The 18,938-nt window shown below is 67.3% G+C and carries 18 protein-coding genes; 4 read left to right on the forward strand and 14 right to left on the reverse strand.

The genetic code is table 11. The features are described 5' to 3' along the window. Positions 1 to 27 precede the first annotated feature (27 nt). The 12 genes from flgL to AC5P56_RS09650 form a co-directional block, all read right to left on the reverse strand. Entirely contained in the window at positions 28 to 1,230 is a 1,203-nt protein-coding gene (flgL, locus tag AC5P56_RS09595; RefSeq protein ID WP_111206877.1) for a flagellar hook-associated protein FlgL, read from the reverse strand. Continuing rightward, a complete protein-coding gene (flgK, locus tag AC5P56_RS09600) occupies positions 1,227 to 3,107 on the reverse strand; it encodes a flagellar hook-associated protein FlgK (RefSeq protein WP_049439354.1) in 1,881 nt (626 codons plus the stop codon). Before flgK ends, flgL begins: the two co-directional genes overlap by 4 nt. Before the next feature lie 8 nt (positions 3,108 to 3,115). After that, positions 3,116 to 4,315, reverse strand: a complete 1,200-nt coding sequence (gene flgJ / locus AC5P56_RS09605) for a flagellar assembly peptidoglycan hydrolase FlgJ (RefSeq protein ID WP_481452420.1) — start codon at positions 4,313 to 4,315, stop codon at positions 3,116 to 3,118. 1 nt (position 4,316) lies between these two features. Beyond that, positions 4,317 to 5,453 carry a flagellar basal body P-ring protein FlgI gene (locus tag AC5P56_RS09610; protein ID WP_041863393.1) on the reverse strand — a complete coding sequence of 379 codons (1,137 nt, stop codon included), beginning with the start codon at positions 5,451 to 5,453 and terminating at the stop codon, positions 4,317 to 4,319. A gap of 2 nt (positions 5,454 to 5,455) precedes the next feature. After that, positions 5,456 to 6,148, reverse strand: coding sequence for a flagellar basal body L-ring protein FlgH (gene flgH / locus AC5P56_RS09615; RefSeq protein ID WP_014647061.1), 693 nt, complete (start codon positions 6,146 to 6,148; stop codon positions 5,456 to 5,458). A 22-nt stretch (positions 6,149 to 6,170) separates the two neighbouring features. Then, positions 6,171 to 6,956 carry a flagellar basal-body rod protein FlgG gene (flgG, locus tag AC5P56_RS09620; protein WP_005409571.1) on the reverse strand — a complete coding sequence of 262 codons (786 nt, stop codon included), beginning with the start codon at positions 6,954 to 6,956 and terminating at the stop codon, positions 6,171 to 6,173. 103 nt (positions 6,957 to 7,059) lie between these two features. Then, on the reverse strand, positions 7,060 to 7,809 hold the full coding sequence (locus AC5P56_RS09625) for a flagellar basal body rod protein FlgF (RefSeq protein WP_032961905.1): 750 nt from the start codon (positions 7,807 to 7,809) through the stop codon (positions 7,060 to 7,062). A 32-nt stretch (positions 7,810 to 7,841) separates the two neighbouring features. After that, positions 7,842 to 9,065, reverse strand: coding sequence for a flagellar hook protein FlgE (flgE, locus tag AC5P56_RS09630; protein WP_014647063.1), 1,224 nt, complete (start codon positions 9,063 to 9,065; stop codon positions 7,842 to 7,844). Between the two features lie 32 nt (positions 9,066 to 9,097). Beyond that, a complete protein-coding gene (locus tag AC5P56_RS09635) occupies positions 9,098 to 9,781 on the reverse strand; it encodes a flagellar hook assembly protein FlgD (RefSeq protein ID WP_014647064.1) in 684 nt (227 codons plus the stop codon). Between the two features lie 23 nt (positions 9,782 to 9,804). Then, positions 9,805 to 10,212 carry a flagellar basal body rod protein FlgC gene (gene flgC, locus AC5P56_RS09640; RefSeq protein WP_005416461.1) on the reverse strand — a complete coding sequence of 136 codons (408 nt, stop codon included), beginning with the start codon at positions 10,210 to 10,212 and terminating at the stop codon, positions 9,805 to 9,807. 3 nt (positions 10,213 to 10,215) lie between these two features. Continuing rightward, positions 10,216 to 10,611 (reverse strand): flagellar basal body rod protein FlgB, encoded by a 396-nt coding sequence (gene flgB, locus AC5P56_RS09645; RefSeq protein WP_005409576.1) that lies wholly within the window; start codon positions 10,609 to 10,611, stop codon positions 10,216 to 10,218. A gap of 151 nt (positions 10,612 to 10,762) precedes the next feature. Continuing rightward, a complete protein-coding gene (locus AC5P56_RS09650) occupies positions 10,763 to 11,707 on the reverse strand; it encodes a chemotaxis protein (protein ID WP_014037130.1) in 945 nt (314 codons plus the stop codon). Between the two features lie 259 nt (positions 11,708 to 11,966). On the opposite strand from AC5P56_RS09650, the gene flgA reads away from it, so the two are divergent. The 4 genes from flgA (at position 11,967) to AC5P56_RS09670 (ending at position 14,651) form a co-directional block, all read left to right on the forward strand. Next, on the forward strand, positions 11,967 to 12,623 hold the full coding sequence (gene flgA / locus AC5P56_RS09655; protein ID WP_032961903.1) for a flagellar basal body P-ring formation chaperone FlgA: 657 nt from the start codon (positions 11,967 to 11,969) through the stop codon (positions 12,621 to 12,623). A 75-nt stretch (positions 12,624 to 12,698) separates the two neighbouring features. Then, positions 12,699 to 13,004, forward strand: a complete 306-nt coding sequence (gene flgM, locus AC5P56_RS09660) for a flagellar biosynthesis anti-sigma factor FlgM (RefSeq protein WP_014647067.1) — start codon at positions 12,699 to 12,701, stop codon at positions 13,002 to 13,004. Then, positions 13,001 to 13,339, forward strand: a complete 339-nt coding sequence (locus AC5P56_RS09665) for a FlgN family protein (protein WP_014037132.1) — start codon at positions 13,001 to 13,003, stop codon at positions 13,337 to 13,339. Before flgM ends, AC5P56_RS09665 begins: the two co-directional genes overlap by 4 nt. Before the next feature lie 91 nt (positions 13,340 to 13,430). Next, on the forward strand, positions 13,431 to 14,651 hold the full coding sequence (locus AC5P56_RS09670; RefSeq protein WP_014647069.1) for an ATP-binding protein: 1,221 nt from the start codon (positions 13,431 to 13,433) through the stop codon (positions 14,649 to 14,651). A 326-nt stretch (positions 14,652 to 14,977) separates the two neighbouring features. On the opposite strand, the gene AC5P56_RS09675 is transcribed toward AC5P56_RS09670, so the two are convergent. Together AC5P56_RS09675 and AC5P56_RS09680 are read right to left on the reverse strand one after the other, a co-directional pair. Continuing rightward, complete coding sequence (locus tag AC5P56_RS09675; RefSeq protein ID WP_014647070.1) at positions 14,978 to 16,750, reverse strand: EAL domain-containing protein; 1,773 nt, start codon at positions 16,748 to 16,750, stop codon at positions 14,978 to 14,980. A 4-nt stretch (positions 16,751 to 16,754) separates the two neighbouring features. Further along, positions 16,755 to 18,857, reverse strand: a complete 2,103-nt coding sequence (locus AC5P56_RS09680; protein WP_032961901.1) for a sensor histidine kinase — start codon at positions 18,855 to 18,857, stop codon at positions 16,755 to 16,757. Positions 18,858 to 18,938: the final 81 nt, after the last annotated feature.

Below are 18,938 nucleotides of genomic sequence, written 5' to 3' on the forward strand. Positions count from 1 at the left end.
CCTTTCGGGACTGACGCGGGCGGCGCGTCAGCGCAGCTTGTTGAACAGCGACATCGACTGCATCTGCGAGAAGATCGTCTGCGCCGCCTGCAGCGCGGTGCTCTGCAGCTGGTACTGGCTCAGCGCATCGGCGTAATCCAGGTCGCGCATCTGCGACAGCGTGGTCTTCAGGGTCACGCCATTGGCCTCGCGCATGTCGGCGGCATTGTCCAGCGCCTTCAACTGCGCACCGCCTGCGGCACGCGAATCGATCATCCGCTCGGAAGCGCGCGCCACGTCGCGCAGTGCGCTCTGCAGCTGGTTCTGCTGCGCGGTCATCTGCGCGGTGGTACCGGTGTCGGCACCCAGCGCCGCCACCAGGTTGTCAATGGTGGAGAAGATGTCGCGGCTGCTGGCGGCCTGTACGCTGAAGCTGTCACCCGCCGCCGGTGCGCCGGTGATGCGCAGGCGCACACCGTTCACTTCCAGATCGTCGCCGGCCTTGTAGGTGCCGGTTCCGGTCACGTTGCCCGCACCATCCACCACCTCGTACTGGTTGCCAGTGGTGAAGCGCACGCTGAAGCCCTGGCCGTTCCAGCTGTCGCTGCCGTCGCGGGTGATGTTGGTCAGCACGCCGTTGCCGGTGTTGCCGGCCGCGGCGCTGCCGTCGACGAAGCCATCGCCGGTGGGAATGCGCATGAAGATCTCGCTGCCGGGCAGCGCGTCCTTCACGTAGGTATCCGGACCGACTTCGACTTGGCGCTGGGTCTGGTCGCCACGGTAGACCACTTTGCCGTTGATCTTGGCAAACGGCGGGTCGCCGTCGTTGGTGCCACCGAACACGTAGCGGCCGGTGCCATCATCGGCGTTGGCCAGCGACAGCAGGCCGTCGCGGATCTGGTTGACCTCGGTGATCAGCGTCTTCTTGTCCGCCGCGCTCAGCGCCGGATTGCTGGCCTGGATGGTCAGATCGTTGACGCGTGCCATCAGGTCGTTGACCTGTGCCAGGGTGTTTTCCTGCACGCCCAGGCGGTTCTGCACGTTGCCGGCATTGAGCTTCATGCGGTCCAGTGCAGCCAGGCTGCGGTCAAGGCCGACCGCGGTGCCGGCGGCAACCGGATCGTCCTTGGCGCTGACGATCTTGCTGCCGGTGGCAATCTGCTGCTCCAGGTGGCTGAGCTTGGCCTGCTTGGCCATCATCAGCGACACCGACTGGTTGAACATCATGCTGGTGGAGATGCGGCTGCTCATCGGCGGACGGCTCCCAGGATGGTCTGGAACATGCTGTCGGCGGTCGAGATCAGCTGCGAGGCGGCCTGGTAGGCCTGCTGCAGGCGCAGCATGTCCGCCGCTTCCTCGTCCAGGTTCACGCCGGAGACTTCGTCGCGGGCTTCCTGCGCCTTGTCATTGATCACCAGCTGCGCGTCGAGCGAGTACTCGGCCGAGCGGGCGGCGGCGCCGACCTGGGTGGTCAGGCCACCCAGCGCGCCGTTCAGTGTCACCGTTCCGGCGTTGAACGCCTTCGCGCTTTCCACCTTGGCCAGCTTCGACGCGTTGCTGTTGTCCGACGAACCGGCCGGGGTCGGGGTGATGTTGAAGGTATCGCCCACCTTCGGTGCACCGTCCAGCACGAAGCTCCAGCCGTTGGCGCTGATGGTCTGGCCGGGCGTGTAGGTCTGCGGCGGCCCACCGTCGATGGTGTAGGTGGTGGCCGAGGTGAACACGATCGCCGACGGATTGCGCAGGTTGGCGTTGGTCGAATCGGTGACGGTGACACCGCTCAGCTTGCCGGTACCGGTGTTGGCGGTGGCGGCCGCGCCCTTCACCGCTGCAGCGGCGGCGATGCGCGACGGATCGGTGATTGCCACTTCCATGCTGCCGGCCACGCCCGCGGTCGGCTGCAGCAGGAAGCGGTCATTTGCAGCCGGCGTACCGCCGACGACCAGCTTGACGCCGTTGATCACCAGCGGATCGGCGGCAGTGCCGGTGCCGGTCAGCGGGATGCTGGCGCCGGTGTCGGCGCGGCTGGCCTTCCAGTTGGTGCCATCGAACTGCAGCACCACGTTCTGCGCGTCCAGCTTGCCCAGGTCGCCGTAGGTTGCGCTGAGGCTGGCGGTGCCGGTATTGCTGTTGTTGCCGGTGACGCGCGGGTTGCCGATGGTGAAGAAGTCCCCGCCCAGCTGGCCATACAGGTCCACGCCCTGGTGGTGCGCCTGGTTGAAGCTCTCGGCCAGGCCCACCGCCAGCTTGCCCAGTTCAGCCTGGGCAGGGGTCAGCACGGTGTCGCGGAATTCCAGCAGGCCACCGATCTGGCCGCCGACCGCCTTCGGGTCGAGGCGGATGGTGTTGCCCTGGGTCTCCAGCGCCAACTGCAGGCGTTCGGGCTGGTACGGGTCGGCCACGGTGGTGACCTTGGTCGCCGTGGTACCCACCACCAGCGCGTTGCCGCCGGCGGTGTAGACATTCATGATGCCGCCGTCCTGGATCACCGCCGTGCCACCGGTGTAGCCGATCAGCTGGGTGATCAGCTGGTCGCGGCGGTCGAGCAGATCGGGCGCCGCGGTGGCGACGTTGGTGCCGATGGCGCCGTTGATCTGCGCGATTTCCTGCGCCAGGCGGTTGACCTCGGTGGCACCGGCCAGCAGGCCGTTGTTGACCTCGCTGTTGAGGTTGTTCAAGTGCGTGTTGAGCTGCACGAAGCGGTTGGCCAACGCCTTGCCGCCGTCGAGCATGTTCTGGCGGTCGGCGGTGCCGGCCGCGTTGGACGACAGGCCACTGACCGAATCGAAGAAGTTCGACCAGACGCCGGCCACATTGGTGGCCGCATCGGAGAACAGCGCGTTGACCCGGTCGGCCATGCCCGAAAGCTGTTTCAGGCGCGCCAGTTCACCGCTGCTGTCGAGCAGGCGCGAGATCGCCAGCTGGTCGGCAGTGCGGCGGATGTCAGTGATCCGGGTGCCGTTGCCGACCGTGCCATAGCCGTAGTTCTGCGGGTCGGCGGTAGCGAAGTTGACCTTCTGCCGGCTGTAGCCGGGCGTATTGAGGTTGGCCACGTTGTGGCTGGTGGTCGCCAACGCACGCTGGAAGGCGAGCAGGGCACCGGTACCGGTGGAAAGTACGCTGGACATGGGGTTCCTCAACGACGGGTGATACCCAGCGCCGCGGTCGCGGTGCTGGCGAAGGTCTGGCCAAGGCGCGCGCCGGCGTCGGTCACGGCCGCTACGGCACGCTCGATGGTCGGGCCGCCGGCGATCGCGGCGATCTTGGCCGCATAGCGCGGGTCGGTGGCATAGCCGGCGCGCTGCAGGCCACGGGCGAAGCCCTGCACGTCGGTGCCGGCCTGCAGGGCCTGCTGGTAGCGCGGGCTGGTCTTCAGCAGGCGCACGTAGTCGGCGAAGCTTTCGGCCGGCGAGCTGTAGGCGCGGAAGCTGGCGGTTTCGTTGCGGCGTACGCCATCCACGTATTCGTGGGTGCCGGCTTCAACGCGCTGGCCGCTCCAGCCGGTGGCCTTGATGCCGAACAGATTGTGCGAGGTACTGCCGTCGGACTGGCGGATGTGGCGCTTGCCCCAGCCGGTTTCCAACGCGGCCTGGGCGACCAGCGCACGGGCATCCACGCCCAGTTCCCTGGCCGCGCTCAGCGCGTGCTGCCAGATGCTGGCGACGAAACCTTCCGGCGTGTGCGGCCCCAGCTGGGCCACGGCGGTGCGGGTAGCCATCGCATCGGCTTGGCTCATGGCCGTACCGCGGTTACTGGCCGTCGCCGACCACTGGTCGTTGTTGGTGGACCAGTCCTCGCCCTGCAGGTTGCCGATGTACGGATCCTCGGTGCCCAGCGAGCGGTGCAGGCTGCTGCTTTCGCGACCGGCGATCAGGTCCAGTGCCTGTTCCATCGGTGCCAGCGCGGCCTGCGCGCCGTGCTGTGCGCCGGCCGCCATCTGCTGCAGCATGCGCACGGCCTGGCTGCCATCTTCCAACGGCAGCGACGGTGCCGGCTTGTCCGGCGCGTTGAGCTGGTAGGCGCGGCTGGCCTTGGCCGGAGCCACGCGGGTATCCAGCGCCGGGCCGTCGGCGGCCTGGCCGGACAGCTGGCGGCTGATCATGCCGGACAGGCCCAGCCCCTTGCCGCGGGTCATCGCCTCGGCGATCTTCTGGTCGTACATGTCGCGGAACATCTTGTTCTCGCCGGGAAACAGCGAGTCGCCGAAACTGGCATCACGCATGCTCTTGACCAGCATCTGTGCGAACTGGCCTTCCAGCTGGCGTGCGACCTTGTCGATCTTCGCCGGGTCGTTCTGCTGCGCCGGGTGCAGGTCGAATGCGGGATTGATGCGCATGTCAGATCACCTCGAGCTCGGCACTCAATGCGCCGGCCTGCTTCAGGGCTTCCAGGATCGCGATCAGGTCGCCCGGCGCCGCGCCCACGGCGTTCACCGCGTGCACGATCTCGTCCAGGGTGGTGCCGCCGCTGAACTTGAACATGCGGCTGCCGTCGTTGGTGGCGGTGATGGTCGACTGTGGGCTGGCCACGGTACGGCCACCGGACAGGGCATTGGGCTGGCTGACGTTGGTGTTCTCCTGGATCGTCACCGTCAGCGAACCATGCGAGATCGCGGCAGGGCCGACCCGCACCTGCTGGCCGATGACCACGGTGCCGGTGCGGGAATTGACCACGACCTTGGCCGGGGCGCTGCCCGGGGTCAGCTCCAGGTTCTCGATGCGGGCCAGCAGGCCGATGCGTGCGCCCGGATCGGTCGGCGCAGTCACGGCCACGGTCACGCCGTCGACCGCACGCGCGGCGCCTTCGCCGAACGCGTTGTTGAGTGCGGCGACCATGCGCGAAACGGTGGTGAAATCGTTGTTGTGCAGATTCAGCGTGATGTCGCCGCCATTGGCCAGCGGGTCGGGCAGGGCACGCTCGACCGTGGCGCCATTGGGAATGCGGCCCACGCTCGGTACGTTCACCGAAACCCGCGAACCATCCTTGCCCTGCGCACCAAAGCCGCCGACGATCAGGTTGCCCTGCGCGATCGCATAGATCTGGCCGTCGGCGCCGCGCAGCGGGGCCATCAGCAGCGAGCCGCCGCGCAGCGAGACGGCGTTGCCGATCGACGACACGGTGATGTCGATCGGCTGGCCCGGCTTGGCGAACGGCGGCAGCTCGGCATGGATCGCGACGGCCGCAACATTCTTCAGCTGCGGATTGACGTTGGCCGGTACGTTTACGCCCAGCTCGCCGAGCAGGTTCTTCAGGCTCTGCACGGTGAAGGGCGCCTGGCTGGTGCGGTCGCCGCTGCCATCCAGGCCGACCACCAGGCCGTAGCCCACCAGGGCGTTACCACGCACGCCGCCGACCTGGGCCAGGTCCTTGATGCGCTCGGCGCTGGCCGGGGCTGCCACGACCAGCAGCATCAGCGCGACGAACGACGCCACGCGGCGCTGCCAGGAAGAAGAGGGGAGGAGTTTCATGGCCATACTCAGAACGGCGTCAGGCCGGAATTGAAGAAGCGGCTCAGCCAGCCCATCGCGTTGGACTGCGCGACCGGGCCGCGGCCGCCGTAGACGATGCGGGCTTCGGCCACGCGGCTGGAAGGAATGGTGTTGTCCTGGCTGATGTCGCCCGGACGCACGATGCCCTGCACCTGCACCAGTTCATCACCCTGGTTCAGTCGCAGGTTCTTCTGCCCCTGTACCACCAGGTTGCCATTGGGCAGGCGCTGGATCACCGTGACGGTGACACTGCCCTGCAGGCGGTTGCTCTGCGCGCTGTTGCCCTTGCCGGTGAAGTCACGCGCGCCCTTGGCCGTCGCACTGAGGATGTCCTTGCCGCCCAGGGTGACCGGCGCACCGAGGATGGACGGCGTGCCCAGGCTCAGGTTGGATTCCTTGTTGGTGGCCGTGTTGGCGCTGGTCTGCGCGGTGGTGTTTTCCAGCAGGGTGATGGTCAGCAGGTCGCCGACATCGCGTGCGCGGCGGTCCGAGTACAGCTGCAGGGTCGGGCCGGCAGCGTAGATCGCACCGGCGGTCGGCGCGGCCTGCGGCGGCATGATCGGCTGGATCGGTGCCATCGCCGCGTAGGGGCGCACGTCGCCGGCGATCACGCAGCCACCGAGCAGGGCGACCACGGCGCAGGCGAGGGCAGTGCGGGTGAATCTGGAAATGGGCGACATGGCGGTTTCCCGGTTGGGCCGGTCAGAGCTTGTTGTTGAGATAGCCGAGCATCGAATCGGTGGTGGAGATTGCCTTGGCGTTCATTTCGTAGGCGCGCTGGGTTTCGATCATCGACACCAGCTCTTCGACCACATTGACGTTGCTGCCTTCCAGCGCGCCCTGCACCACGGTGCCGAGGCCGTTGAGCCCGGGATTGCCGTTCTGTGCCGGACCGGAAGCGGTGGTTTCCAGGAACAGGTTCTCGCCGCGCGCCTGCAGGCCGGCCGGATTGACGAAGTCGGTCAGGGTCAGCGCACCCACTTCCACTGACGCCGCGCCGTCGGCCATCTTCACGCTGATGGTGCCGTCGGTACCGATGGTCACCGACTGTGCGCCCTCGGGAATCTGGATGCCGGGCTGCACCGGGTAGCCGCTGTTGGTGACCAGCTCGCTGTCCTGGTTGATCTTGAACGAGCCATCACGGGTGTAGGCCGAGCTGCCGTCGGGCATCTGCACTTCGAAGAAGCCGCGGCCGTTGACCATCACGTCCAGCGCACGGCCGGTCTGCTGCTGGCCACCCTGCTCGAAATTCTTGGCGGTGGCGACCACGCGTACGCCGGTACCCAGCTGCAGGCCGGTCGGCAGCTGGGTCTGCGCCGACGAAGAGCCGCCGGGCTGGCGCACCTGCTGGTACAGCAGGTCCTCGAAGCTGGCACGGTCCTGCTTGAAGCCGGTGGTGTTGGTGTTGGCGAGGTTGTTGGAAACCACCGACATGCGCATCTGCTGCGCATCCAGTCCGGTTTTCGCGATCCACAATGCCTGGTTCATCTTCGGTGTCCTGTCTGGGTAAAGCCGGCCGCGCGATGCGGCCCCTGGTAACGGGTGTGCAAGCGGTGTGCCAGCGCCGCGCCCGGGCGGCGCCGGAATTCCGTCAGCTGCCCAGGCGCAGCAGGCTGTTGGCACTGCGCGCGTTGTCGTCGCCGTGCTTGATCACCTGCACCTGCATTTCGTACTGGCGCTGCAGCTGGATCATCTGCACCAGTGCACCGGCGGCATCGACGTTGCTGCCTTCCAGCTGGCCGCTGTGCACGGCCGTGCCCTGTGCCGGTGCGAACGGCTGCAGTGGGTCGGTGTTGCGGAACAGGCCATCCAGGCCACGCTCGAGGCGCTCGTCCGGCGCCTGTACCACCTTGATCCGGCCGATCTGCGCCATGGTCTGCGGGCCTTCGCCCTGCGGGATGATCGAGAGCGTGCCGTCGGCACCGATTTCCATCGCCTGGTAGGGCGGAATGGCGATCGGGTTGTTGTTGTCATCCAGTACCGGACGGCCGCTGGAGGTCACCAGCTGGCCGTTCGGGGTGACCGACAATGCAGCGCCGCGCGTGTACGCCTCACTGCCGTCGCTGGACTGCACGGCCAGCCAGGTGCCGGTCTGCAGGGACAGATCCAGCGGCTTGCCGGTGATGTGCTGCGAGCCGGGCGTACGGTTGAAGCCGGCGTCGACGTGCAGCGCATCCACCCGCGAGGCAAAGCCCGGGCCCTTGATCGGGAACGCTTCGGTGTTGGCCAGCGCTTCCTTGAAGCCAGGGGTGTCCGAGTTGGCGAGGTTGTGGCTGAGCGTTCCCTGCGCCTGCAGGGAGGCGCGGGCACCGGTCATCGCCACGTAAAGAGCTTTATCCATGCGGGGAGTTCCGTGACAGGGTCAGCAGCTCATCAACGGATGTTGATGACGGTCTGGGTGATCTGGTCCTGCGTGGTGATCATCTGCGCGTTGGCCTGGAAGTTGCGCTGCGCGGTGATCATGTTGACCAGCTGCTCGGTGAGATCGACGGTGGACGCTTCCAGCGAGCCGGCCTGGATCTTGCCGAGGTTGGAGGTGTCCGGCATGCCGGTGCGCGGCGTGCCCGATTCGAAGGTCTCCACCCACAGGTTGTTGCCCTTCGATTCCAGGCCCTGCGTGTTGTTGAAGGTGGTCAGGGCGACCTGGCCCAGCGGCTTGTCGTCGCCGTTGGAATAGCGGGCGTAGACCACGCCGGATTCGGACACGGTCACTTCGTTGAGCTTGCCGGCGGCATAGCCGTCCTGCTGGGTATTGCGCAGGGCGAACTTCTCGCCGTACTGGGTGGAGCCGCTGATGTCCAGCGTCATGTTCAACTGGCCGGCACCGGTGGTCGGGGTGAAGGTGCCGAGGCTGACCTTGCCGTTGGCAGGTGCGACCAGCTTGCCGCTGTTGTCGAAGGTGACCGGGGTCGGTGCGCCGGCCGGCTGGCCATCGACGTAATTGCGCACGGTCCATTCGTTGGGGTTGGCGCCCTTGACGAAGTACGAGACCTGGATGTGGCTCACGCCCAGCGAGTCGTACACGGTGATGCCACCGCTGGAGTGGTTGTAGCTGTTCGAATCGGCCGGGTCGAAGGTCGCCACCGTCGGTTGCTTGGCGTTGGCCGGCAGGGTGAAGCCAACCTTCACTTCGCTGGTCTGCTTCGGCGGGCTGTCGGTGGTCAGCAGCTGCAGGTCGACCAGGCGGCCTGCATCGAAGTTGGTGCCATCGGCATTCGGCGCGAACACCTGCAGGCGCGCACCCTGCGGGTTGACCACGTAGCCGGCCGAGTCGGTCTGGAAGTTGCCGGCGCGCGAGTACACGCGCGAACCATTCATGTTCATGGTGAAGAAGCCTTCACCGGAAATGGCCATGTCCAGGCTGCGCCCGGTCTGCTCGTTGTGGCCCTGGATGAACTGCTGGGCGACGTTGGAAACGCGCACGCCCGAGCCGGTCTGGTTCTTCGACAGGCCGTAGCTGGTCGAAGCGAACAGGTCGGCGAACTCCGCGCGCGACTGCTTGAAGCCGGTAGTGTTGACGTTGGCGACGTTGTTGGCGGTGACGCTCAGGTCGGTGTTGGCGGCGTTGATGCCGGACAGCGAGACATTGAAGCCCATGGGATGCTCCTGGTTGATGCGGAAGGTGCGGCTCAGCTGACGCGGAGCACGTAGTCGATCGGGGCCGTGCCCAGGCCCTTGAGGTTCAGGTACAGGCCGTCGGAACCAACGGTCACGCTCTCCACCGGCGCCTGTACGTAGGTGGACAGCTTGGTGCTCTTGCCGGCGGTGTCGACATGGTTGGCGACGATGGAGTACTTGCCCGGCTCCATGCGCTTGCCGTTGGCATCCTTGCCGTCCCACTGGAAGGCGGTTTCGCCGGCAGCCTTGGCTTCCACGCTCAGCGAGGTGACCTTGGCGCCGTTGGCGTCGGTGATGTCCACGGTGATGATGCCGGCCGACGGTGCAGCCACCGTGCCTTCGACATTGCCTTCCTTCTCCAGCACCAGCTTTTCCGACGGCACCAGCACCTGGTGGCCGACCAGCGCAGCGCCACGCAGCACCTGGTCGCTGGCCATCGACTCCTGGAAGCCCTTCACCGTCTTGTTCAGATCGGTGATGCCCTGCACGGTGGACATCTGCGCCATCTGCGCGACCATCTGCGTGTTGTCCATCGGCTTCAGCGGATCCTGGTGCTGCAGCTGCTCGGTCATCAGGCGCAGGAAGTCGGCCTGGTCCAGCGTGTTCTTCTTTTTCGTGGCGTTGCTGTTGGGGGCGTTCAGGCCCAGCGCGGAATAGACGTCCTGGCTGGTCTGGTTGTTGACGGCGGTGGTCATGGCGGTATCCGGTGCTGCGGGCCTCAGCGGCCCATGGTCAGGGTGGCCAGGGCCAGTTCCTTGGCGGTGGTCAACATCTCCACGCCGGCCTGGTAATTGCGCGAGGTCGAGATCAGGTTGACCATCTGCGCCACCGGATCGACATCGGGCTGGTAGATGTAGCCATCGGCGTCGGCCAGCGGGTGGCCTGGCTCGTAGCGCTTGATCGGCGCGGCCTCGCTCTGGGTGATCTCCTTCACCTTCACCGAGGTGATGTTGGGATCGTTCTTGCTGGTGACGGCCTGGAAGATCGGTTCCAGCGGCTTGTACACGGCGTCGGCGGAACCGGCGACGGTGTCGGCATTGGAGAGGTTGGAGGCGATGGTGCTCATGCGCACCGACTGTGCCTGCAGCGCGGAGCCGGCGATGTCGAAGATCGGCAGGTTGCTCATGGCTTATTGCCCCGTGATCGCGGTCAGCATGGAACGCACCTTGCTCTCGACGAAGCTGAGCGAGGCGCGGTATTCCAGTGCGGCGCGGCCATAGGCGGCACGCTCGGCATCGGGGTCGACGGTGTTGCCGTCCAGGCTGGGCTGCACGCCTTCGCGCGCGATCTGGAACGGGTTCAGGCCACTACTGATCTCGTAGTGCTGCTCATGGGTGGTGGCCATCAGGCCATTGGCATCCTGCCCCTGGGCGTGGCGCAGGGCGGCATCGAAGTCCAGGTCCTGGGCCTTGTAGCCGGGAGTGTCGGCATTGCCGAGGTTGCTGGCGATCAGCTTCATCCGCTGTTCGCGCAACGGCATGGCCTGGGCGTGGACGCCCAGGTAGTCGGTAATCAGGTTGCGCACGGTGCACTCCCACGGGAACGTTGCCCGGGAAGCTGCAAGGGGTGTGCCAAATGGAGAGGGGGTCAGATCCCCGCAGGGGCTCTGACCCCGTGGTTGACGCGTTGCGATGCGGGGTCGGAGCCCGTCCCGGGATCCGACCCCTCGGCGGGCCTTACGCCGCCAGCGCCACCTTGCGCAGGCGGTCCAGCACGAAGTCGGCCAGCTCGTGCGGCGAGTACTTGGCGACGAACGCATTGGCGCCGACGCGCTCGACCATGGCGTTGTTGAAGACGCCCGACAGTGAGGTGTGCAGCAGCACGTACAGGCCGGCCAGGCCCGGGTGGCGCCGGATTTCCGTCGTCAGCGTGTAGCCATCCATGGCCGGCATCTCGATGTCCGAGATGACCATGGCATAGCGCTCGGCCGGGTTTTCCCCCGAGGCGTGGACCTGCAGCAGGTGGTCCAGCGCCTGCTTGCCGTCGGAAAGCAGGGTGGCACCCACGCCCAGCTGGTCCAGCACGCTGCGGATCTGCTGGCGGGCCACGCGCGAGTCGTCCACCACCAGCACCTGCAGCTGCGGGCCGTCGGCGGGCATGGCCATTGCCGGGTCGAGTACCGCTTCTCCGCGCACCTGGGCGATATCGGCCAGCACGCTCTCAACGTCGATCACCTGGATCAGCTCGCCCTGGAAGCGGGTCACCGCGGTCAGGTAGCTCGACTCGGCGCCCAGCTCCGGTGGCGGGTGGATGTCTTCCACCGCGATGTTGACGATGCGTTCGACGCCACTGACCAGGAAGCCCTGGATCGAGCGGTTGAATTCGGTGACGACCAGGTAGCCGGGCGAGGTGTCCGCGTCCGGTTCGCGCTCGGGGTGGCCGATCGCCAGGCCCAGGTCCAGTACCGGCACCGAGCGGCCGCGCACGTCGGCCACGCCGGAGAACTGGCTGGGCAGGCCGGGCACCTGGAACAGCTCCGGGCGGCGCAGGACTTCCTGCACCTTGAAGACATTGACGCCAAAAAGCTGACGTCCGCCGAGGCGGAACAGCAGCAGCGCCAGGCGGTTGTGGCCGGCCAGTCGGGTCCGCTGGTCGATCCGGTTGAGCAGGTCATGGGACATGGCTGCTGTATCGGCGTGGTGGGGGCGGAACTTGAGGGCGCTCTGCCGCCCGCGCGGCCCGCACCGCGTTTGTAGAGTCGACTGTCAGTCGACTGCTCTTCGATCCGATCACGGGAAACCCCGCGCTTCGCGCGAAAGTCGACTGGCAGTCGACTCTACCCATCCGGTCGAATCCCCATCCCGGATCCGATCAACGGGACCCGGTCTCTGGCACACCCCTTGCACGCTGCTGGGCCAGATCCCATCGACAGGAGGCGCCATGCGCCGGGTCACATCGCTGTTCGCCATCGCGCTCGCCCTGGCCGCGCCGTGGGCGGGCGCCACGGACTGGCAGCCGGTGGCCAGCATCCGCACTGCGGCGCTGTCGACGCTGCCTGCCGGCAGTGAAGGCGAGGCGCAGGTGGCCGATGCGCTGCGCCTGCCGAAATGCGGCAGCGCGTTGCAGGTGCAGCCCACCGCCAACACCACGGTGGAGGTGAGCTGTCCCGATGCGGGCGGCTGGCGCCTGTTCGTGCCGGTGAAGGTGCGGCGCAACCAGACCGTGCTGGTGCTCAACCGCGGAATCGGCACTGGAGAAACCCTCACGGCCGCCGATATCACCACTGCCCAGCGTGACGCTGCCCGGATTGCCGGCGCGGTGCTGTCCGATCCCAATGCAGCGATCGGCCGCATCGCCCGCCGTCCGTTGCAGGCCGGAGCCCTGCTGTCGAACAACGATCTGGTGGTCCAGCGTCTCATCAAGCGAGGAGACAATGTAGCCCTGGTGTCGCGTCGCGGCTCGGTCGAGGTGCGCATTGCCGGCCGTGCGATGGGTGATGCCGGTGAGAACGAGCGGGTCTCGGTCGAGAACCTGTCCTCGCGGCGGATCGTGCAGGGCACGGTCGACGCCGCAGGTGACGTAATCGTGGCGCGTTGATTTACCGCAAAATATCCCTAAAGATCACGGCCCTGCGGCCGTTATCCCTTGTGAACGGCAACTCCAGGACACCCCATGAGCCAGAAAATCGACGGCAACCTGCAGGTCCCCCAGGCACTGCGCAGCGTGACGACCCCGGCCAGCAAGCCCGGCGTCAGCACCGATGCGGCGGCGCGCCCGGTCGAGGCGGCCGACAGCCTGCGCCTGACCGGCGAGGCCACCAATCTGCAGGCCATCGAGCGTGAGCTGACCACCGCCCCGGCGATCGACGCCCAGCGCGTGGCGGCCGTGCGCGAGTCACTGCAGAACGGCACCTACAAGATCAATCCGGACGCGATCGCATCGCGCATGCTCGATCTGGACCAGCAGCTGCACGGATGACTGCGGCGATGAGCGAGCCGCTGCAGCGCCTCGCCCAGGCCCTGGACGTTGAGCGCCAGGCCCTGGTCGAGCACGACGTGCACGCCCTGATCCGGGCCACCGGCGCCAAGCTGGAAGCGCTGCGTGCGCTGGAAGGCGCGCCGCCGGTGGGCGAGGGCGAACAGCTGCAGGAACTGGCCGAGCGCAACCGCGCCAACGGCGTGCTGCTGTCGCGCCGTCGCCGCGAGGTGAACTGGGCGCTGCGCCAGCTCGGCCGTACCGAAGATGCCTCGGCCTACGATGCCAAGGGCCAGTCGCACACGGTCAGCATCGGCCGGCCACTCGCCGTCGCCTGACGCGACGGCGGTCGCACACCCCCTCCCGGTGGGCTGAAGCCCGCTGCATGACCGCGTATATTGGGCGCCTGTTCGAACGCCCCGAGTCGCCGTGTCCGCTGCCAACGCCCTGGTTACCGCCCCCCTTCCGCCGCAGCCGGTGCTGCAGGCCCTGCTTGAGCGCCTGCGCGAAGGCCTGCTGCTGTTCACTGAAGACGGGCAGGTGGCCCTGGCCAACCCGGCCGCGCAGAACCTGCTGGCCAGTGGCTCGGACGGCGGATTGCCGCCGCCGCAGCGGCTGCGCGAGCTGCTCCCCCCTGATGCACTGGAGCAGGCCCGCCAGCATGGCCACTGGAATGGCAGCCTGCCGCTGGGCGAGGGAGTGGTCATCGCCCACCTGTACCACCATGGTCCGGTCGGCGAAGGGCATTTCCTTGCGTTGTTCCGCCACATCGAAGGGCAGGAAGACTACGAGCGCGAACTGCAGCAGCGCCACGCCGAGCTGCGCCAGGCCTACCTGCGCCTCAATGGCACCCAGGAAAAGCTGCTGCAGTCGGAGAAGATGGCCTCGATCGGCCAGCTCGCCGCCGGCGTCGCGCACGAGATCAACAACCCGATCGGTTACGTGCACTCCAACCTGGGCAGCCTGCAGGAGTACCTGCGCAGCCTGTTCACCGTGATCGAAGCCTACGAGCGCGCCCTGCGCGCGCCGGACCCGAAGGCACTGATTCCGGAAATCGATGACATCCGTGACCGCCTGGACATCGACTTCATCAGCCGCGACCTGCCGCAGCTGATGGCGGAATCGCGCGAAGGCATCGAGCGCGTTACCCGCATCGTGCGCGACCTGAAGGACTTCTCGTATTCCGGTCGCGACGAATCGTGGAAGCTGGTCGACCTGCACGCGGGCCTGGAATCGACCATCAACATCATCTGGAACGAACTCAAGTACAAGGTCACCCTGGTACGCGAATTCGGCCAGTTGCCGCTGGTGGAGTGCCTGCCGTCGGAGTTGAACCAGGTCTACATGAACCTGCTGCTCAACGCTGGTCATGCCATCGCCGAGCGCGGCACGATCACCGTGCGCACCGGCGTTGATGGCGATCACGTGTGGGTTGAATTCGAAGACACCGGCGGCGGCATCTCGCCGGAACTGCGCCAGCGCATCTTCGATCCGTTCTTCACCACCAAGCCGGTCGGCAGTGGCACCGGTCTGGGCCTGTCGATCTCCTACAGCATCATCAACAAGCATCACGGCCGCATCGACCTGGACAGCACCCCGGGCGTGGGCTCGCGCTTCCGCGTGGTGCTGCCGGTGAAGCAGCCGCGCTGACCGCTTCCGAAGTGGAACCGGACACCCAGAGCAGCCGGCCAGCGGCCGGCTCTACCGGGGCCCATCGATGGTAGTGCCGGCCGCTGGCCGGCAACCTCATTGAAACCGGACACCCAGGGCAGCCGGCCAGCGGCCGGCTCTACCGGGGCCTATCGATGGTAGTGCCGGCCGCTGGCCGGCAACCTCATTGAAACCGGACACCCAGGGCAGCCAGCCAGCGGCCGGCTCTACCGGGGCCTATCGATGGTAGTGCCGGCCGCTGGCCGGCAACCTCATTGAAGCCGGGCACCCAAGGCAGCCGGCCAGCGGCCGGCTCTACCCGATCATCACCGCAGCGGCCGATCCTCGCCACCATCCCCGGTTTCCACCGGTGCCGGGCCGGCATTGCTACGGCGCTGTTCTTCGTACGTGCGGAATGCCTGGTGGATGTGCTTGCGCAGCTCGTCGTCGTTCCACGGCTTGGTCAGGAAGCGATAGATCGCGCCGCGGTTGATCGCATCGGTCACCGTGTTCAGATCGGTGTAGCCCGACAGCACCAGGCGGATCGTATCCGGGTACAGCATCTTCACCCGGCCCAGGAACTCGGTGCCGCTCATATCACTCATGCGCTGGTCGGACAGGATCACCTGCACGTCGTTGATCGCCAGCAGATCAAAGGCGTCACGCACGTTGCCAGCGGCCAGGATGCGGTAGCCGTCGCGGCGGAACAGGCGCACCAGCGAGCGCAGCACGTTCTCCTCGTCATCCAGCAGCAGCAACGTGCGGTCCGGGCGCGTTTCGGCGAAGGCTTCCGGGCGCAGGTAGCGGCGGCGCAGGGTCATGCCGGCGGCATCGGCCGACATCGGCTCGCCGAACAGGTAGCCCTGGAACACATCGCAGTCGTTGCGGCGCAGGAAGCCCAGCTGGGCCTGCGATTCCACGCCGTTGGCAATCACGGTCATGCCCAGCTGGTGGCCCATGGCAATGATCGCGCGGGCAATGGCTGCTTCGCGATTGCCAGCCGGTGCGCTCTTGATGAAGCTGCGGTCGATCTTCAGCTTGTCCACCGGATAGCGCACCAGCGCGCTGAGGCTGGAATCGCCGGTGCCGAAGTTGTCCAGGCTCAGGCTGATGCCTTCGTTGCGCAGGTTGGCCAGCGTTTCATGGACGAAATTGACGTTGTTGGTCAGCGCGCTCTCGTTGATCTCCAGCGTCAGCATGTGCGCCGGCACGCCCGCGGCCTGCAGCAGGGACATCACCTCGGCGAAGAAGTTCGGCCGCAGCAGCTGCAGGGTGGACACGTTCACCGCGATGGTGAAGTCATCAAAGCCCTGGTCGCGCCACAACCGCGCCTGCTTCAATGCGCCTTCCAGCACCCAGGTGCCGATCTGCACGATGATGCCCAGGCGCTCGGCGGTGCGCATGAAGCGCTCCGGCACCAGCATGCCCAGGGTCGGCGACTGCCAGCGCAGCAGCGCTTCCATGCCGACCACGTGGCCGTCGCGGGCGCTCACCAGCGGCTGGTAACGCAGCTTCAGCTCGCCATTGGGAATGGCATCGACGATCTGGCGCGCGATGATGCTCTCGCTGTGCGCGCTCGGCGGGGTATCCACGGCATGGATGCGCACGGCATTGCCGCCTTCGCGGGCGGCCTGGTACAGCGCATCTTCGGCATGGTCGAGCAGGCGCGAGGCGCTGCTGGCATGTTCCGGGCACAGGCTCACGCCCAGCTTGCCGGTCATGAACAGCGTGTATGGAAGCACCGACAGCGGCAGTTCCATCTGCTGGCGGATCTCTTCAGCGAAGTCCTCCGGCAGCGGCAGGTCCGCGGTGCGGGGCACCGCGATCAGGAACTCGTCGCTGCCATGCCGCCACAGCTTGCCACGCCCGCGCAGGTAGGACTGCAGGCGCTGCGCCACCAGTACCAGCGCCTGATCGCCCACTTCGGCACTCATGTTCTCGTTGACCGATGCGAAGTGGTCGATGTCCACGTGCATCAGCATCAGCGCAATGCCGCCGGAGGCCGCCTCGGCAACCATCGCCTGCAGCTCGGGGTTGCCGGCGCCAAGGCGGTCGGGGGCATCATCGATGCTGACCGGGGGCAGGTTGGGATTCCACATAGGCTCAGTATTCCGGTGAATCGACGGCGGCCATGCTGGTCGCCTGGTAGGGGAGGTGGACGTCGATCAGGGTGCCCTCGCCATGCGCGGATTCGATCCGCACGTGGCCACCGACGCTCTGCGCGCGCTCGCGCATCACGATCAGGCCGAGGCCGCGCGGGCCGTCCGGATCGAAGCCTTCACCATCATCGCGGATCTGCAGGTGCAGGCCACGCTGGCTGACGTCGCGCAGCTGCAGCAGGACCTGGCTGGCGCGCGCATGGCGCAGCGCATTGGTCAGGCTTTCCTGTGCGATGCGGAAGCAGGCTTGTTCGATGCTGTTGTCGGGGCGGTGCGGCAGCGGCTCGATCTCGGCCAGCAGCTCCACCGGCGAAGAGCGGAACAGCACCCGCGCCTGCCAGCTCAGCGCCGCCTCCAGGCCCAGTGCATCCAGCTGCGGCGGGCGCAGCAGGGTGGAGATGTCGCGCAGCTTGGCCACGGTGGTGTCGGCCAGGCTGACGATCTGCGCCAGGTCCTCGCCACGACGCTTCGGATCGTCCTCATCCTGCGCCGCATGCGCCGACAGCTTGATCGCGGTAATGGCCTGGCCGATGTCATCGTGCAGGTCGCGCGAGATCGCGCGACGCTCGTCCTCCTGCAGCGAGAACAGCCGCCCGGCCATCGCCTGCAGCTCGCGATTGCTGGTTTCCAGCGCCCTGCGGGTGCGTTCGGAATCGCTCAGGTCGCGTACGATCAGCAGCTTGCAGTCACGACCGCCGTAGCGCACTTCGCCCACCGCCAGGCCGGCATGGAAGCTGCGGCCGTCCGCACGCTGCATGGCCACCACGCTGCTGTGGCCCGGCCCCAGGTGGGGCTGGCCGGCGCGCAGCTGGCTGCGCACCCGTGGCAGGTCGGCGGCAGCGACCAGTGCCGACAGCGGCTCGCCCAGCAGGGTGTGGCTGCCGTAGCCGAACAGGCCGGCGGCCCAGGCGTTGGCGTACAGCACGTGCTCGTCGGAGAGGATCACCACGCCGTCGGGCAGTACCCGCACCAGCTCGCGGAACTGTTCCTCGCGCTCGCGCAGCAGGCGCCGCGACTGCTCGCGCTCGGTCACGTCCTGCAGCGTCCCCAGCACGCGGCTGCGGCCGGCTTCGTCGATACCGCTGGCCGCCCGCAGGTGCACCATCAATGCACGGCCGTCCATCGACAGCAGCGGCAGCAGCACGTCCACCTGTACCGGCTCGCCGGAGCACAGTTCGGCCAGCAGCTGTTCGGTCTGGGTGGCGGTGGCCGGGTCGGCCGGCACCAGCAGCTCATCGAAGCGGTGCCAGCGCCGGGCCTCGGGCGGGCGGCGGCCGAGCAGGCGATAGACCTGGTTGGAATAGCGGCCCAGCCCGGTGGACGGGTCCAGTTCCCAGGCGCCGATGCGGGCCAGCTCATGGGCTTCCTCCACCCGGGCCAACGCCTGGTCGCGGCGCAGCTGGGCCAGATCCTCGGCGGTGCGGTCGATGGCGATCAGCAGGCGGGCGTTGTGGCCGTCGTAGCTGATGGCGTTGGAGCGCAGCTCCATCTGCCGCAGCGCGCCATCGCGCAGCTGCAGCTGAGCGCGCAGGATGCACAGCTCCTCGGGCGCCTCGCGGATCGCCTCCAGCTTGGTCTGCAGGGCCTGATCCTGGCCCGGCGGCCACAAGGCGTCGATGGTCTGTTCCAGCAGTTCGTCGCGGTCCCAGCCGAAGGCGCTGCAGGCGGCGGGGTTGGCATCGAGGATCGCCAGCGTGTCCAGGTCGTAGACGAGGATCGGCCCGGGGTTGCCCTCGAACATCTGCCGCAGGCGCAGCTCGGAGGCCTGCTGGCGCGCATGGGTATGCAGCACGTGTTCGGCCAGCGGGCGCAGCAGCAGATAGAGCAGGCCCGCGCTGGCCAGCGCGAAGAACGAGCCCTTCAGGCCCTGCCACAGGGCCGCCTGCTGCGGATCGGGCACCAGCGCCTGCACCACGCTGTCGGTGGAGATCATCCAGGCCAGCGCCATCACCAGGTAGCTCAGCACCACCCGGCGCCGGTCACGGCTCAGCGCCTGCGCCATCCGCGGGTCGGGAACTGGGGCGTTGCCGGTCGGTTCTGCGGGCATGGACGGGGCGGGTGACAGGGGCGCCGGTCATCTTACCCCGCAGCGTGCCGTGACCACTCAATTATCCGCCGCAGGCGCCGT

The sequence above is a fragment of the Stenotrophomonas sp. YJH_SMC_131 genome (genome assembly GCF_059367975.1).

Excerpts from the sequence above, each read along its gene's own strand:
- flgL (WP_111206877.1), bottom strand. The coding sequence starts at position 1,230 with ATGAGCAGCCGCATCTCCACCAGCATGATGTTCAACCAGTCGGTGTCG.
- flgK (WP_049439354.1), bottom strand. The coding sequence starts at position 3,107 with ATGTCCAGCGTACTTTCCACCGGTACCGGTGCCCTGCTCGCCTTCCAG.
- flgJ (WP_481452420.1), bottom strand. The coding sequence starts at position 4,315 with ATGCGCATCAATCCCGCATTCGACCTGCACCCGGCGCAGCAGAACGAC.
- AC5P56_RS09610 (WP_041863393.1), bottom strand. The coding sequence starts at position 5,453 with ATGGCCATGAAACTCCTCCCCTCTTCTTCCTGGCAGCGCCGCGTGGCG.
- flgH (WP_014647061.1), bottom strand. The coding sequence starts at position 6,148 with ATGTCGCCCATTTCCAGATTCACCCGCACTGCCCTCGCCTGCGCCGTG.
- flgG (WP_005409571.1), bottom strand. The coding sequence starts at position 6,956 with ATGAACCAGGCATTGTGGATCGCGAAAACCGGACTGGATGCGCAGCAG.
- AC5P56_RS09625 (WP_032961905.1), bottom strand. The coding sequence starts at position 7,809 with ATGGATAAAGCTCTTTACGTGGCGATGACCGGTGCCCGCGCCTCCCTG.
- flgE (WP_014647063.1), bottom strand. The coding sequence starts at position 9,065 with ATGGGCTTCAATGTCTCGCTGTCCGGCATCAACGCCGCCAACACCGAC.
- AC5P56_RS09635 (WP_014647064.1), bottom strand. The coding sequence starts at position 9,781 with ATGACCACCGCCGTCAACAACCAGACCAGCCAGGACGTCTATTCCGCG.
- flgC (WP_005416461.1), bottom strand. The coding sequence starts at position 10,212 with ATGAGCAACCTGCCGATCTTCGACATCGCCGGCTCCGCGCTGCAGGCA.
- AC5P56_RS09650 (WP_014037130.1), bottom strand. The coding sequence starts at position 11,707 with ATGTCCCATGACCTGCTCAACCGGATCGACCAGCGGACCCGACTGGCC.
- flgA (WP_032961903.1), top strand. The coding sequence starts at position 11,967 with ATGCGCCGGGTCACATCGCTGTTCGCCATCGCGCTCGCCCTGGCCGCG.
- flgM (WP_014647067.1), top strand. The coding sequence starts at position 12,699 with ATGAGCCAGAAAATCGACGGCAACCTGCAGGTCCCCCAGGCACTGCGC.
- AC5P56_RS09665 (WP_014037132.1), top strand. The coding sequence starts at position 13,001 with ATGACTGCGGCGATGAGCGAGCCGCTGCAGCGCCTCGCCCAGGCCCTG.
- AC5P56_RS09675 (WP_014647070.1), bottom strand. The coding sequence starts at position 16,750 with ATGTGGAATCCCAACCTGCCCCCGGTCAGCATCGATGATGCCCCCGAC.
- AC5P56_RS09680 (WP_032961901.1), bottom strand. The coding sequence starts at position 18,857 with ATGCCCGCAGAACCGACCGGCAACGCCCCAGTTCCCGACCCGCGGATG.